Origin of the sequence: Mycobacterium sp. UM_WGJ (assembly GCF_000455125.1) — a bacterium.
GTDB lineage: Bacteria > Actinomycetota > Actinomycetes > Mycobacteriales > Mycobacteriaceae > Mycobacterium.
The window spans coordinates 51603-66665 of the sequence record NZ_AUWR01000022.1 but is presented as its reverse complement, the minus strand read 5'-3'; the positions used below and the strand labels follow the sequence as shown (position 1 = coordinate 66665).

Sequence of the window (15063 nt, the reverse complement as noted above, 5' to 3'; positions counted from 1 at the left end):
TCACCGCGGCGGTAGTGTCACAGCCCGTGACCACTGAGGAGGATCCGCTTGCCCCGTTAGTTCAGCTGCCCGGTATCTCTGAGGCCAGTGAACAGGTACGCGACGAGCTGGCTCGGGTGCATCGCCACAAGACCAACATGCGGGGCTGGCCGGTCAGCGCCGCGGAGGCCTCGCTGCGGGCGGCGCGGGCGTCGTCGGTGCTCGACGGAGGTCCCGCGGCCGTGGACGCCGCCTCGACCGCTGACCCGGTGTTCGCCGGCGCTCTGAGGGTGGCCCAGGCTCTGGAAGGCGGGGAGACCTCCCTGGTCGAGGTGTGGCGTCGTGCGCCACTGCAGGCCTTGGCCCGGCTGCACGTGTTGGCTGCCGCGGACCTCGTCGACGAGGAGCGCCTCGGCCGGCCCGAAGGCGGCGCGGCGGTCGGGCGCCGGCTCGAGATGCTGGCCGACCTGGCCACCGGTGGCACGTCGGTGGCCGCCCCGGTGTTCGCCGCGGTGGTGCACGGTGAGCTGCTGACGCTGGCGCCGTTCGGCAGCGCCGACGGAGTGGTGGCCCGCGGGGCGGCCCGGCTGGTCACGATCGCCAGCGGTTTGGACCGTCATGGGCTGGGAGTGCCCGAGGTGACCTGGATGCGCAACGCGCGCGACTACCGGCGGGCGGCGGCCGACTTCGCGACCGGTTCAACCGAGGGTGTCAGCGCCTGGCTGCTGCTGTGTTGCGGTGCGATGCGCACCGGTGCGCTCGATGCGCTGGGGATTGCTGAGGCGGGTCGCTAGGCGCCGATTCGGGCCGCTCGAACAGGACCTGGAACTAACGAAGCGGGCGGCGCTCCGAATGATTCGGCTCGCCGCCCGCTAGCACGGTACACGGTTACCAAGCGTCCAACTTGGGCTGCGTGGGTGGCCTCGGCGCTCCTGCGGTGTTCTTCGGCTGCAACCCCACCCAAAGGGTTGGCAACACCGATCACGTTCCGCAATTACGCAGGCCCGCAACACTTCTGCCATCTTCGCGGCTGTGGCTCCGCGTGGGTACCGCTCTCCGTACTGGGAAGTGCGGCTCGGGAGATCGATCCTTCTCTTCCGGGTCGACCCTGGCCTTACCGGCTTCCGTGCTTCCTTTGTACTACGTGACGCACGACACAGCAAGGCCCAATCGCATATGGCGTGTGCCGCGTCATCGGATTGTGATCAGCGATATTTGCTGGAGGCGGGATCAGGGCACCAGTCGGCGCAGCAGGGAGTAGGTCAGCGCGCCGGCAGCCAGTGCGCTGACGCCGACCGCGGCAGTGGTGGCCAGCGCGGCACCGGAGGGCGCGGGGATGCGGTCACGCAGCGACACCGGCCGCGAGAAGGTCAGCACCGGCCAGCCGTTGGCGATCGCCTCTTTGCGGAGTGCGCGGTCGGGGTTCACCGCCGACGGGTGCCCGACCACCTGCAGCATCGGCAGGTCGGTGATCGAGTCCGAGTAGGCGTAGCAGTGCTCCAGCGGATAGCCCTCGCGGGCGGCCAGCTCGCGGATGGCCTGCACTTTGCCTTCGCCGTAGCAGTAGAACGCGATCTCGCCGGTGTACTTGCCGTCGGCCACGACCATCCGCGTCGCCATGGCATGGGTGGCGCCCAGGGCTCGGGCGATGGGCGCCACGATCTCCTCGCCGGAGGCCGACACCACCACCACGTCGCGGCCGCAGAGTTTGTGATCGGCGATCAGCTCAGCCGCCTCGGCGAAGATCAGCGGCGTGACGATGTCGTGCATCGTCTCGTTGACGATCGCCTTGACCTGTTCCACGTTCCAGCCGGTGCACATGTTGGTCAGGTGGGCGCGCATCCGCTCCATCTGGTCGTGGTCGGCGCCGGACAACAGCATCAGGAATTGTGCATAACTCGACTTGAGCACGGTCCGGCGGTTGATCAGTCCTTGGTCCATAAAGGGTTTGCTGAAGGCCAGCGCGCTGGACTTCGCAATGACCGTCTGATCGAGGTCCAGGAACGCTGCTGTACGGGTTCGAGGGGCCGGGAAAGGTGCCGCAGAGTCGGTTGCTGACGTAGGCGCTGAGTGCGGCTGCGGGGTGGATGCGGTCACCGCCACAGCATAGGTGCGAGCGGTCTGCTAACCGGGTGCTACGGAAGAAAGAGCACTTCACACGTAGTGCGAGATTTAAGTCGCCATTTGATAGCAACACTTGCAAACACTTGCGCCGTACCACCCATTCGTGTGTATAGTGGCATCACTCGGCTTATGCTGAGGGTGTATCGGCCCGACCCCCCGGGGTTGATACGCGACGACCTCCGCCTCCTCCCCCCCCTGGCGGGGGTCGTCTTTTTTATCCGGTAATTAGTTCGCCGGAGAGTCCTCAGACTGACTGGAACGTGTTACAGATTCAGCTTTTCATACGATTAGTTTGGTTTTGGCGATAACACATAACTTCGAGTTATCCACAGTCGGAAATTTCATCCACACCTGCCAGTGATCGGGTGTTGCGCCGGGCGGCGTCGCGCCACAGTGAGGCGGTGAGCACAGCCGCCGGCCTGCTGGCCCTTGTTACCGAACCGGTGCTGCGCGACGAGCTGGACCGGGTGGCCGCGGCGGCGGGTGTACGCGTCATTCACCTCGGCGCCGAGATACCGAACCGCAGGGCGTGGTCGGCTGCCGCCGCCGTGGTGCTGGACGAGGAGGCTGCCGCCCGGTGCGGTCCGGCCCGGTTGCCGCGCCGCCCCCACGTCGTCGTGCTCGCCGGCGGCCCACCCAGCACCCTCACCTGGCAAGCCGGCGTCGCCGTCGGGGCGCACCGGGTGCTTGCCCTGCCCGCCGAAGGCAATGAGCTGGTGGCCGCGCTGGCCGAAGCCGGTGAGTCGGTGCGCGACGGGGCGCGCCGCGGCGACGTCATCGCGGTGATCGGCGCCCGCGGGGGAGCGGGCGCATCGCTGCTGGCAACGGCACTGGCCCAGCATGCCGGTGATGCGCTGCTGGTCGACCTCGACGCGTGGGGCGGAGGCATCGATCTGCTGGTAGGCACCGAGAACGCTGCCGGCCTGCGCTGGCGCGACTTGGCCCAGCACAGCGGGCGACTGACCTGGCCGGCGCTGCGCGGAGCGCTGCCCCGCCAGCGCGGGGTCAGTGTCCTCTCCAGTGCCAGCCGGGGCGACTCGGCCTATCAGGCCACTGACGTCGACGCCGGCACCGTCGACGCTGTCGTGGATGCGGGCCGTCGTGGCGGGGTCACCGTGGTCTGCGACCTTCCCCGGTCGTTGGTCGATCCCGCCGAAACCGCACTGAGCGCCGCCGATCTCGTGGTGGTGGTCAGCTCCTGCGACGTACGGTCGTGCGTGGCCGGCGCCGCGGTCGCACCGCGGTTGCGCGCGGTGAATCCCCACGTCGGCCTGGTCGTGCGCGGACCGTCTCCCGGCGGACTTCGGGCTGCGGAGGTGGCAGAGATCGTCGGGTTGCCGCTGCTGGCCGCGTTGCGCGCCGAACCCCGACTGGCGGAGCGCCTCGAACACGCGGGTCTGCGCTTGCATCGCCGCTCCGCACTGACGGCGGCGGCCGGCCGGGTCCTTCAACTGTTGCCACAGCGCAAAGACCTGGCGTCATGAGGGATTCGCTGATCGACCGGGTCCGGGAACGCCTGGCCGCAGAGTCGGGGACCTCGGAGCTGCACCCCCGGGCCGTGGCCGCAGCGATCCGGGCTGAATCCGGCGGTGTGCTCGGCGATACCGAAATGCTCTCCAGCCTTCGCGTTCTGCAGACCGAACTGACCGGCGCCGGCGTGCTGGAACCACTGCTGTGTGCCCCGGGCACCACCGACGTTCTCGTCACCGCCCCCGACGCGGTGTGGGTCGACGACGGAGCGGGATTGCGGCGCAGCGATATCCGGTTTGCCGATGAAGCCGCTGTGCGACGGCTGGCGCAGCGGCTGGCGGTCGCTGCGGGACGTCGGCTCGACGACGCCCAGCCGTGGGTAGACGGGCAGCTGCACGGCTTCAACGTCGGCGGCACCGGCGAGTTCAGCGTGCGCCTGCACGCGATTCTGCCGCCGGTTGCGGCCGACGGGACGTGCTTGTCGTTGCGGGTGCTGCGTCCGGCCACCCAGGACCTGGTCGCACTGACCGCCGCCGGCGCCATTGCGCCGCAGGCCGCCGCCCTGCTGTCCGAGATCATCGCCGCCCGGCTGGCATTTCTGGTCTCCGGCGGTACGGGAGCCGGAAAGACAACCCTGCTGGCCGCTCTGCTCGGCGCAGTCAGCGCAGGCGAGCGGGTGGTGTGCGTGGAGGACGCGGCCGAGCTGCAACCGCGCCACCCCCACCTGGTCCGACTGGTGGCCCGTGCGGCCAACGTCGAAGGTGCCGGCGAGGTGAGCTTGCGCGATCTGGTCCGGCAAGCGCTGCGGATGCGGCCGGATCGGTTGGTGGTCGGCGAGGTGCGGGGCGCCGAAGTGGTCGACCTGCTGGCCGCATTGAACACCGGCCACGACGGGGGTGCCGGAACCGTACACGCCAACAGTTCGGCCGAGGTTCCGGCCCGCCTGGAAGCGCTTGCCGCACTGGGTGGTCTGGACCGCGCCGGCCTGCACAGTCAGCTGGCGTCAGCGGTCCAGGTGCTGATGCACGTCGCGCGGGACCGCGCCGGCCTGCGGCGACTCAGGGACATCTCGATGCTGTGCCGCACTGCCGCCGGGCAGGTGCAGGTCGCGGCGGTGTGGCAAATCGGACGCGGACTGACCGACCACGCCGCCGAATTCCGCGCCCTGCTGCGCGAGCGGATGCCGGCGTGAGCGGGCCCGCGACTGCGGCACTGGCGCTGGCAGCGGCGATCCTGCTCGGTGCTTCGCCACGCCGCCGCATCGCACCGGCCGGCCGCCCGGGCCGCGGTGCGGTCGCCGGGTGGGTCAGTCGTGGGAGCCTTATCGGCGGGGTGGCCGGCGTCGCTGTGCTGGCCGCACTGGTCCTGCCGCGCAGCACCTGTCTGGCTGCCGTCGTGTTGGGAACCACTGCCGTCCTGCGTCGCCGCCGTGGTCTGCGCCGGGGTCGGGCCGTCGCGGAGGCGCGCGCCCTGGAGACCGCGCTGGATGCGCTGACCGGTGAGCTGCGCGTCGGAGCGCACCCGGTGCGGGCGTTCGCTCTGGCGGCCGCCGAATCCGAGCATCCCGCGGTGGCCGCCGGCCTGGGCGGTGTCGCCGCTCGGGCGCGGCTCGGGGCCGATGTCGCGACCGGCCTGCGTGAGGCCTCCGTGTCCTCGGCGCTGCCGTCGCAGTGGGAGCGGCTGGCGGCCTATTGGGAACTCGGCGGGCACCACGGCTTGGCGATCGCCACGTTGATGCAAGCCGCGCAACGCGATATCGCTGCCCGGCAAAGGTTCTCGGCGCGTGCCGAAGCCGGCATGGCCGGCGCCCGGGCCTCGGCGACGCTCTTGGCCTGTCTGCCGCTGCTCGGCGTGCTGCTGGGCCAGCTCATCGGAGCTCGCCCGGTGGTCTTTCTGCTCGGCGGAACGGGCGGGGTGCTGTCGCTGATCGGGATAGGTCTGGTCTGTGCCGGGCTGCTGTGGTCAGACCGGATCACCGCTCAGGCGGGCGGTGTCCTATGAGCGCCGCTGCGATCTTGCTGGCGGTGGCGGTGCTCGCTGCCGCCGGACCGGCGACGGCGCGGGGACGGGCCCGGCCACCCCGGCCAGAGCGGCCGTCCCCACGGCAGCCAGTCCCAGGCTCCGATGCGTTGGCCCTGGCGGCCGACCTCGAGGTGTTCGCGCTCTGTCTGACCGCGGGGATGTCCGTGTCCGGGGCGGCTACGGCCACCGCCCGGCACGCGTCGCCGGCGCTCGCGGCGGCATTGCACCGCGGCGCGGACCTGCTGGCGCTGGGTGCCGAACCGGGCGTGGCCTGGTCCGCGCCGAACGGTCAGGCTGCCGGCGCACTCGACCCGACGACCACCGCGGTGCTACGCATGGCCCGACGTTCGGGATCATCGGGTACCGCGCTGGCCGGTGGGCTCGGCGAACTTGCCACGCAGTGTCGCGACGAGGCGGCGCATTCGGCGACGGCCGCCGCAGAGCGGGCCGGGGTGTTGATCGCCGGGCCGCTCGGACTGTGCTTTCTGCCCGCATTCGTGTGCCTGGGCATCGTGCCCGTCGTGGCCGGCCTGGCCGGCGATGTGCTGCGGTCGGGCCTGCTGTGATCGGGCGATGCATCGCCGACAGGCCCCACCAGCCGGAAAAGGTTACCGATGAAGGAGGTTGTGTGAGCACACGTATAACTCAGACGCGCAACATGTTTCGCGTTCTATCACTGAAGATGGTGCTGCTGGCATCCGATGACTCCGGGATGTCCACGGTGGAATATGCAATCGGGACGATCGCTGCTGCGGCGTTCGGCGCGATCCTCTACACGGTGGTCACCGGTGATTCGATCGTGTCGGCACTGAACCGGGTGATCGGGCGCGCGCTGAACACCAAGGTCTGACGGGTCGTGCGCGGCCGTGCGCGATTCGTCGGGGACACCGGCGCCAGCACGGTCGAGGCGGCGTTCGCGCTGGCGACCCTGGTCTGCGTGCTGGTGTTCTGCCTGGCCGGGATCACCGCGGTGTCCGCCCAAATCCGCTGCGTCGACGCCGCGCGGGAAGCCGCCCGGCTCGCGGCGCGCGGCGACGCCTCAGCGGTCGCCGTGGTGGTACGACGAATCGCGCCCGACGGTGCGACGGTCCGGCTGCGCTCCGAAGGTGACGTGGTGGTTGCCCGCGTCACCGCCCGGCCGGCTCTGTTGCCCGGCTTGGCGATCAGCGCCGAAGCGGTCTCCGCGGTCGAGCAGTCGCGGTGAGGCCGGCGGGGCCACCGTGGCCGCGGCCGCGATGGTCGCGGTGCTGCTCAGCGTCACCGGCGGCGGCTTCGTGCTCGGTGGGGCGGTCATCGCCCGACACCGTGCCCAGGCCATCGCCGACTTGGCGGCGCTGGCCGGTGCGGGCCGGCTTCCCGCCGGGCCCGCCGAGGCCTGCACACGGGTCAAGATGCTGGGCGCGCGGATGCATGCCGGTGAAATCACCTGCACAGCAGATGGTCTCGATGTAGTGGTCACCGTCGCAATGCCGGTGCCCGGCTGGCGCCTCGGTCCCGCCTCGGCGACGGCGCGGGCCGGGCCGGTCGGCTAGGGAGCCTCCCCCGCGGCGCTCAAGCCGGCCTCGGCGAGTTCGGCGTCGTCAGGCAGTCGCAGCGCGACCATGCCGGCCACGGTCCCCTCGTCGAGTTCCACCTGGGTGATGGTCACGTGGACCGGCGCCCAGCCGCCGTCGTGCTGGCGCAGTCGCAGCACCCCGCTGACCGGCCCTTGCGAGCGGGCCATCTCGTTCTCCATCCGGGTGGCCTGCTCCTGGTCGTCTGGGTGAACCCGCGATGCCGCCGGACTGCGCCAGTCGTAGAGCGGGCACGGCTCATCCAGCCACTTCAGCAGTCGCCGGTTGGACAGATCGCCCATGGCCCGGTACACGCCCGGCTGGGCCAGTGCGCGCAGGATCTGCTGTGCCAAGTAGTCGGGGCGTTGCACTACGCCATCGAACTGGCAGCGCCAGTTCATCCCGCGTGTCACCAGATGCACCCGCCCGCCGGGGACGGTCTCGCGCGCCGTGCGGACCACGAAGCCCACCCGAATGGTCTCACCGGTGAAATCGGTGACATCCCAACTGCTGCAGATGGTCTGTCCGGGCTCGGCGCGGATCGCCAGGGCCAGCACCTTGTTCTCGTTCGGGCTGAACTCACGGGCGGGCAACTCTTCGACGAACGCGCGGCCGTGAGTGGCCTCCACCTCCGGGTCCTTGCCGCTATTGATCAGCGACTCCCTGGTGTCGGTGGCCACCCCCAGCGTCAGGTCCCACTTCAACGGGCCGGGGATGGGGCGCTCGGGCGGCTCCATGTCGGCCGGTCCCGTCCAGACGTGCACCCCGTGCACCCGGCCATCGGACATCACCACCGGTTCGGTGCGGATCACCCGATCGCGGCGGGGCGTGATGCTGGCCAGGGCCTGCCCGGTCCGAACCGATTCGGCGATCGCGGTGTGAATAGCCGCGAGGTGTGGGCTGCGTCTCAGGAACTGGGCCAGCGACACGAGGTTCTTCAGCTGGCGGCCCTGCGCGACGACTACCGGTTCACTCCCGAGGGTTTCTACCAGCAACCAGTCGTGCGCCATAAGTCGGGATATTACGACTACTGCCCTTCTACCAGCGTCAACAGTGAGTAATTTCCCGGATTCGACGCTCGCTTGCCGCCGTGCGCCGCGCCCCCGAGTTGCGGGGGGTCCGTTGCAGCCGGTAACTTACGGCCGCATCCGGTCATGTGCCGGTTTGGGAACGGATCGCATCTCTCGACCGTTCGTCTTACTGTCCCGCGTGTCCTTTCGCGCGGTGACGCTCGTCACTGCGACGCAGTTGACGGGGTAAGGGCTCGGGGGAGTCGGCCGTTCGGGGGGTCGGCCGACTCCCGCAGTCATTCCGGGCCCGCGGGCGAGCCGTCGAGGTTGCCGAGCACCAATCGCAGCACTCGCACCGCGCCTTCCTTGTCCAACGGGTCATTGCCGTTACCGCACTTGGGCGATTGCACGCACGACGGGCAGCCGTGCGGGCACTCGCAGGATTCGATCGCCTCCGCGGTGGCGGTAAGCCAGGTGGCTGCCGCGCGGAACCCGCGCTCGGCGAAGCCGGCGCCACCGGGGTGGCCGTCGTAGACAAAGACACTGGGAAGGCCGCCCAGCGCGTCCGGGCCCACCGCGGTGGACAGGCCTCCGATGTCGCCGCGATCGCAGCTGGCCACCAGCGGGAGCAGCCCGATCGCCGCGTGCTCGGCGGCGTGCAACGCCCCGGGGATCGCAGGTTCGGCGACCCCGCGGTCCGCCAGCGCCTCGGCAGTGATGGTGTAGACCACCGCCATGGTGGGCAACGTCGCCGCCGGAACGTCCAGGTCGATGAAATCCAGTACCTCCCCGGTCGGCAGCCGCCGCAGATAGCCGACGATCTGGCGCGTCACCGTCACCGGGACCAGGCCGAGACTGACCGGACCGAACCAGGCGCGTTCGCCTTCCCCCGTCACGTCGATGGCGGTGATCTCGCGTGCGAATGTGGCGTAGCCGGGGTCCTCGGCGTGCACGAACGCGATCTGCCGCTCGGTATCCAGCGAATCGACCACATAACTTTCACCCTGATGCAAATACACCGCGCCGGTGTGCACCGTGGCCGGCGCTCGCCCGGCGTCGACGCTGCCCAGCAGGCGGCCGGTGTCGGCTTCCACGATCACCACCTGCCCGCCCGCCGACCCGCGGATCTCCACCGTCGCGTGCGGGTCGAGCCCGGGCGCTGGGAAGTACTTCTGCGACCGCCGTCGCAACAGTCCGTCGTCGACCAGACCGTCGGCCACCTGCTCGGCGCCCAACTGCGCCACTTCGGCGACGGTCAACGGCAGTTCGGCGGCCGCACACAGCAGCTGCGGCCCCAGCACATAGGGGTTTCCCGGGTCGATCACCACCTGTTCGATCGGCTTGTCCAGCAGCGCCGCGGGGTGATGCACCAAATAGGTGTCCAGCGGGTCGTCGCGAGCGACCAAGACGATCAGTGCCGTCTGGCCCCGCCTACCCGACCGGCCGGCCTGCTGCCAGAACGAGGTCACCGTGCCGGGGAAGCCGGCCATCACCACCGCATCCAACCCGGCGATGTCCACACCGAGTTCCAGGGCGTTGGTAGTCGCCAGGCCATAGAGCTCACCGTCGGCCAGCGCGCGCTCCAAGGCACGGCGATCCTCGGCCAGGTAGCCGGCCCGGTAGGAGGCGACCTTGTCGACCAGCGCCGGGGCGACCGATTCCAGCCGGGTGCGGGCCGCCAGCGCGGTGAGTTCCGCCCCGCGACGCGAGCGCACGAAGGTCAGGGTGCGGGCCCCCTCGGCGATCAGATCGGCCATCACCCGGGCCGCCTCGGTACCGGCGGCGCGGCGCACCGGCGCACCGTTCTCACCCGTCATATCGGTGCGCAGCGCCGGCTCCCACAGCGCCACCGTCCGGGCCCCGTGCGGCGAGCCGTCCTCGGTGACCTCGGCGACGGGCCGGCCGATCAGCGCCGACGCGCTGGCGCCCGGTGCCGCGGTGGTCGCGCTGGCGAAGATCAGGGTGGGCCCGGCCGCCGCACCCGGCGCCGCATAGCGCTCGCACAACCGCAGCAGCCGTCGCAGCACCATCGCCACGTGTGAGCCGAAGATTCCCCGGTAGTAGTGGCACTCGTCGACGATCACGAAGCGCAGCCCGCGCAGGTAGGCCGCCCAGCGGACGTGGTTGCGCAGCAGCGACAGGTGGATCATGTCCGGGTTGGAGAACACCCAGCGAGACCGCTCCCGGGCGAACCGGCGGATCTCGGCGGCGCTGTCGCCGTCGTAGGCGGTGGGCGCCACGGCTCCGGCAGCGCCACTGAGGCGTGGCACCGCCGCGGTCAGGCTGTGCGCCGCGCGCAGCTGATCGTGCCCCAGCGCCTTGGTCGGTGACAGGTAGAGCACCCGGGCGCGCGGATCGGTCGCCAGTGCCTGCAGCACCGGGAGTTGATAGGCCAGCGATTTCCCCGACGCCGTACCGGTGCTGATCACCACGTGACTCCCGGCGTGCGCCAGGTCGGCGGCGGCCAGCTGATGCGACCACGGCGCCTCGATCCCGCGCCCGGTAAAGGCGCTGATCACGTCGGGATCGGCCCACTTCGGCCAGGCTGCGGTACGGCCCGCCGACGCCGGCAGGTCGGCGACGTGACGCAGTGGATCCTCGCCCGTTTCCACCCCGGCGAGCGCGGCGGCCAGCAATTCACCGCCGAAACTCGCCATCGTTGGTCCCATCTTAAATTGCCCGGTTTATGCGGCGGTCCCAGCTTCGCCTCTCCTACGTCGAGCCTCGCTGAACCGCCGGCCTCGAATGTCCGCCGCCGTATTGTTCACCCTTCGGCCGAGATTTCGGCACCGCAGTCTGTCCTCGGCGCGACGAACATGGTTGACTGATGGACGGTCGTAGCTTCTGTGTTCGTGTTAAGCCTTCGCAGGATCTGTGGTTGCGGCCGCAGTACCCGCGGGGGTGTGTCGGTGGCAGCATCGACCGACCGCCAGGGTACGGCGGCCGGAACAGGCCCGGGGCAGCGAAAATCGGTGCCCCGAACAACGGTGCGCACTGCACCGGGCAAGAAGAGTAAGGAAAGATCGACAAATGCCACAGGGAACTGTGAAGTGGTTCAACGCAGAAAAGGGCTTCGGCTTCATTGCGCCTGAAGACGGGTCGGCGGACGTGTTTGTCCACTACACGGAAATCCAAGGGTCCGGCTTTCGCACCCTCGAGGAGAACCAGCGGGTGGAGTTCGAGGTCGGCCAGAGCCCCAAGGGTCCTCAGGCCACGGGCGTCCGCGCCGTCTGAGCCACGGAATTTGACGTCACCCCCCGGGCAGCTCCCGCCAACGGAGCTAAGCCGGGGGGTTTCGTTTCGGGCAGGTAGGACCGCCCCGGCTGCCGCCGGATGGTGGACCGGCTTACTGTCGGTGACGTGAGCCAGCTTTCCTTCTTTTCGGCAGAGTCGGTGCCGCCCAGCGTTGCCGACCTCACCGGGGTGCTGGCTGGCCCGGGACAGATCGTCGTGGTAGGCGATGGCGCGCGACTGTCGGTCGTGGTCGACGCCCCCTGGCGAGCTGTGGCACTGGCCGAGTTGATCGGCGAAGCCGGTCTGCCGTCCGAGGTCACGCGCACCGAGGAAGACACCCCGCTGGTGCGGACTGCGGTTGACACGCGCCTGCGCGCGCTGGCGCAGGCCTGGACCCGCGGGGCGGTCAAAACGGTGCCGCCGCAATGGCTGCCGGGACCACGTGAACTACGAGCATGGACACTGGCGGCCGGAACCGCCGAGGACGACCGATACCTACTCGGCCTCGACCCGCACGCGCCGGACACCCATGAGCCGCTGGCCTCGGCGATGATGCGGGTGGGGATCGCGCCCACCCTGATCGGGACTCGTGGCGGCCATCCGGCGCTGCGGATCACCGGCCGCCGCAGGTTGTCGCGGCTGGTCGAAAACGTCGGGGAACCGCCCGCGGACCCCGAGGCGTTGGGTCAATGGCCGCGTGTCGGAGCCACGATTCCGGGCCATGCGGGCGGTCTTTGAGACAATGCACTGCTGAGCGCCGGTTTGCGTCGGCACGGGCGTGAGTGCGAGATTGTCAGTTGTCCACCGGCGGCGTGACGCGGCGGTGCGGACAGAAGTGGAGTGGTAAGCGCAAGGTGGCTGACTCTAAGACGGTGAGCGCCCGCAATGGCGATCAAACACCCGTGCGGCGGCTCGTCATTGTCGAGTCGCCGACCAAGGCACGGAAAATTGCGAGCTACCTGGGACGCAATTACGTCGTGGAGTCCTCCCGAGGACATATCCGGGACCTGCCGCGCAACGCCGCCGACGTACCGGCGAAGTACAAGACCGAGGCGTGGGCGCGGTTGGGCGTCAACGTCGACGCCGACTTCGAACCGCTCTACATCGTCAGCCCCGACAAAAGGAGCACCGTTGCCGAGCTCAAGGGCCTGCTCAAAGACGTCGACGAGCTCTATCTGGCCACCGATGGTGACCGGGAGGGTGAGGCGATCGCCTGGCACCTGCTGGAGACCCTGAAACCGCGCATCCCGGTCAAACGGATGGTGTTCCACGAGATCACCGAGCCGGCGATCCGCAACGCCGCGGAGAACCCCCGCGACCTGGACATCGACCTGGTAGATGCGCAGGAGACCCGACGCGTCCTGGACCGGCTGTACGGCTACGAGGTCAGCCCCGTGCTGTGGAAGAAGGTCGCGCCGAAGCTGTCGGCGGGCCGCGTCCAGTCGGTGGCCACCCGCATCATCGTGCAGCGCGAACGCGAGCGGATGGCGTTCCGCAGTGCCTCCTACTGGGACGTGGTCGCCCAACTGGACGCCAGCGTCTCCGACCCGTCGGCCTCCCCGCCCAACTTCAGCGCCCGCCTGGTCGCCGTCGACGAGCTGCGGGTGGCCAGCGGCCGCGACTTCGACTCGCTGGGCGCGCTGAAGAAGCCTTCCGAAGTCACCGTCCTCGACGAGGCCGCGGCCACCGCACTGGCCACCGGCCTGCAAGGCGCGTCGCTGTCGGTCACCTCGGTGGAGGAGAAGCCCTACACCCGGCGGCCCTACGCGCCGTTCATGACCTCGACGTTGCAGCAGGAAGCCGGCCGCAAGCTGCGGTTCTCCGCCGAGCGGACGATGAGCATCGCCCAGCGGCTCTACGAAAACGGCTACATCACCTATATGCGTACCGACTCGACGACGTTGTCGGCCAGCGCTATTGATGCCGCCCGCACGCAGGCCCGCCAGCTCTACGGCGAGGAGTACGTGTCGCCCTCGCCGCGGCAGTACACCCGCAAGGTCAAGAACGCCCAGGAAGCCCACGAGGCGATCCGGCCGGCCGGCGAGACGTTCGCCACCCCCGACGCGGTGCGCAACGAGCTGGGCAGCGACGAGTTCCGGCTCTATGAGCTGATCTGGCAGCGCACCGTCGCCTCGCAGATGGCCGACGCCCGCGGCACCACCCTGAGCCTGCGGATCGGCGGGAACTCCGGGTCTCAGCAGGTGACGTTTGCCGCCAGCGGCCGCACCATCACCTTCGCCGGCTTCCTCAAGGCCTACGTGGAGACCGTCGATGAGCTGGCCGGCGGTGAAGCCGACGACGCCGAGCGGCGACTGCCCCAGCTGACCCAGGGCCAGCGGGTGGACGCCACCGAGCTGACCCCCGACGGGCACGCCACCAACCCGCCCGCGCGCTACACCGAGGCCTCACTGGTCAAGGCGCTCGAAGAGCTGGGCATCGGCCGGCCGTCGACGTACTCCTCGATCATCAAGACCATCCAGGACCGCGGCTACGTCTACAAGAAGGGCAGCGCCCTGGTGCCCACCTGGGTGGCCTTCGCGGTGATCGGCCTGCTCGAGCAGCACTTCGGCCGGTTGGTCGACTACGACTTCACCGCCGCCATGGAGGACGAGCTCGACGGGATCGCCGCCGGGCGCCAGCGCCGGGTCGACTGGCTGCACAACTTCTACTTCGGTGGCGACTACGGGGTCGAGGACTCGATCGCCCGGGCCGGCGGCCTGAAGAAGCTGGTCGGGGTCAACCTGGAGGGCATCGACGCCCGAGAGATCAACTCGATCCGGCTGTTCGATGACGCCGAGGGCAGGCCGGTTTATGTGCGGGTGGGAAAGAATGGGCCCTACCTGGAACGGATGGTCACCGGTGACGACGGCGAGCCGACTCCGCAGCGGGCCAACCTGGATGACTCGCTGCCGCCGGACGAGCTGACCCTGGCGCTGGCCGAGGAACGCTTCGCCACCCCGCAGGAGGGCCGGTCGCTCGGCATCGACCCGGTCAGCGGGCACGAGGTCGTCGCCAAGGACGGCCGCTACGGACCGTATGTCACCGAGGTTCTGCCGCCGCCCCCGGACGACGAGTCCGGCAGCACCGCCAAGAAGGGTAAGAAGCCGACCGGCCCGAAGCCGCGCACCGGTTCGCTGCTGCGCAGCATGACCCTGGAAACCGTCACACTCGACGACGCCCTGAAGCTGCTGTCGTTGCCGCGGGTGGTCGGTGTCGACCCAGAGTCCGGCGATGAGATCACCGCGCAGAACGGCCGCTACGGTCCATACCTGAAGCGCGGCACCGATTCTCGGTCGCTGGCCACCGAGGAGCAGATCTTCGAGATCTCCCTCGAAGAGGCGCTGAAGATCTACGCCGAGCCGAAACGCCGTGGCCGCCAAGCAGCGGCGACCGCGGCGCTGCGGGAGTTGGGTGCCGACCCGGCGAGCGGCAAGCCGATGGTGATCAAGGACGGCCGATTCGGTCCGTACGTGACCGACGGCGAGACCAACGCCAGTCTGCGCAAGGGCGATGAAGTGGCCACGATCACCGATGAGCGTGCCGCCGAACTGCTCGCCGACCGGCGGGCGCGCGGGCCGGCTAAGAAGGCCGCCAAGAAGACCGCCCGCAAGGCGCCGGCGAAAAAGTCACCGGCGAAGAAGGCTGCCGCGAAGAAGGCCGCCAAGAGCTGA

14 protein-coding genes are annotated in these 15063 nt (G+C 69.7%); 11 read left to right on the top strand and 3 right to left on the bottom strand.

All coding sequences use genetic code 11. The annotated features are described in order from the left end of the window. The first annotated feature begins 26 nt into the window (after positions 1 to 26). Positions 27 to 773, top strand: coding sequence for a hypothetical protein (locus N416_RS0108790; RefSeq protein ID WP_024441741.1), 747 nt, complete (start codon positions 27 to 29; stop codon positions 771 to 773). A gap of 436 nt (positions 774 to 1209) precedes the next feature. On the opposite strand, the gene N416_RS0108785 is transcribed toward N416_RS0108790, so the two are convergent. Further along, a complete protein-coding gene (locus N416_RS0108785) occupies positions 1210 to 2076 on the bottom strand; it encodes an HAD-IB family hydrolase (RefSeq protein ID WP_024441740.1) in 867 nt (288 codons plus the stop codon). A 428-nt stretch (positions 2077 to 2504) separates the two neighbouring features. On the opposite strand from N416_RS0108785, the gene ssd reads away from it, so the two are divergent. The 7 genes from ssd to N416_RS0108745 all read left to right on the top strand — a co-directional run bounded on the left by ssd (position 2505) and on the right by N416_RS0108745 (position 7127). Then, the gene (gene ssd, locus N416_RS0108775) at positions 2505 to 3587 is read left to right on the top strand and encodes a septum site-determining protein Ssd (protein WP_024441739.1); all 1083 of its coding nucleotides are present in this window, start codon (positions 2505 to 2507) and stop codon (positions 3585 to 3587) included. Beyond that, positions 3584 to 4765: a TadA family conjugal transfer-associated ATPase gene (locus N416_RS0108770; protein WP_024441738.1), complete on the top strand. Its 1182-nt coding sequence runs from the start codon at positions 3584 to 3586 to the stop codon at positions 4763 to 4765. The genes ssd and N416_RS0108770 overlap by 4 nt, the downstream gene beginning before the upstream one ends. Beyond that, positions 4762 to 5574, top strand: a complete 813-nt coding sequence (locus N416_RS23190; protein ID WP_024441737.1) for a type II secretion system F family protein — start codon at positions 4762 to 4764, stop codon at positions 5572 to 5574. The genes N416_RS0108770 and N416_RS23190 overlap by 4 nt, the downstream gene beginning before the upstream one ends. Further along, entirely contained in the window at positions 5571 to 6161 is a 591-nt protein-coding gene (locus N416_RS23185) for a type II secretion system F family protein (RefSeq protein WP_036457574.1), read from the top strand. Before N416_RS23190 ends, N416_RS23185 begins: the two co-directional genes overlap by 4 nt. A 92-nt stretch (positions 6162 to 6253) precedes the next feature. Beyond that, positions 6254 to 6445, top strand: coding sequence for a DUF4244 domain-containing protein (locus N416_RS0108755; RefSeq protein ID WP_024441735.1), 192 nt, complete (start codon positions 6254 to 6256; stop codon positions 6443 to 6445). 6 nt (positions 6446 to 6451) lie between these two features. Next, positions 6452 to 6799 carry a TadE family type IV pilus minor pilin gene (locus N416_RS0108750; protein ID WP_024441734.1) on the top strand — a complete coding sequence of 116 codons (348 nt, stop codon included), beginning with the start codon at positions 6452 to 6454 and terminating at the stop codon, positions 6797 to 6799. 16 nt (positions 6800 to 6815) lie between these two features. Next, positions 6816 to 7127 carry an Rv3654c family TadE-like protein gene (locus N416_RS0108745; RefSeq protein WP_024441733.1) on the top strand — a complete coding sequence of 104 codons (312 nt, stop codon included), beginning with the start codon at positions 6816 to 6818 and terminating at the stop codon, positions 7125 to 7127. Here N416_RS0108745 and N416_RS0108740 read toward each other — a convergent pair. Next, on the bottom strand, positions 7124 to 8158 hold the full coding sequence (locus tag N416_RS0108740; protein ID WP_024441732.1) for a PAS domain-containing protein: 1035 nt from the start codon (positions 8156 to 8158) through the stop codon (positions 7124 to 7126). The genes N416_RS0108745 and N416_RS0108740 overlap by 4 nt on opposite strands. Positions 8159 to 8454: 296 nt before the next feature. Next, positions 8455 to 10815, bottom strand: coding sequence for a DEAD/DEAH box helicase (locus N416_RS0108735; RefSeq protein ID WP_024441731.1), 2361 nt, complete (start codon positions 10813 to 10815; stop codon positions 8455 to 8457). Positions 10816 to 11188: 373 nt separating this feature from the next. On the opposite strand from N416_RS0108735, the gene N416_RS0108730 reads away from it, so the two are divergent. From N416_RS0108730 to topA, 3 genes are all read left to right on the top strand, one after another. Next, entirely contained in the window at positions 11189 to 11392 is a 204-nt protein-coding gene (locus tag N416_RS0108730; RefSeq protein WP_005138711.1) for a cold-shock protein, read from the top strand. Between the two features lie 126 nt (positions 11393 to 11518). After that, positions 11519 to 12130, top strand: coding sequence for a hypothetical protein (locus N416_RS0108725; protein WP_024441730.1), 612 nt, complete (start codon positions 11519 to 11521; stop codon positions 12128 to 12130). A 116-nt stretch (positions 12131 to 12246) separates the two neighbouring features. Further along, positions 12247 to 15063 carry a type I DNA topoisomerase gene (topA, locus tag N416_RS0108720; RefSeq protein WP_024441729.1) on the top strand — a complete coding sequence of 939 codons (2817 nt, stop codon included), beginning with the start codon at positions 12247 to 12249 and terminating at the stop codon, positions 15061 to 15063.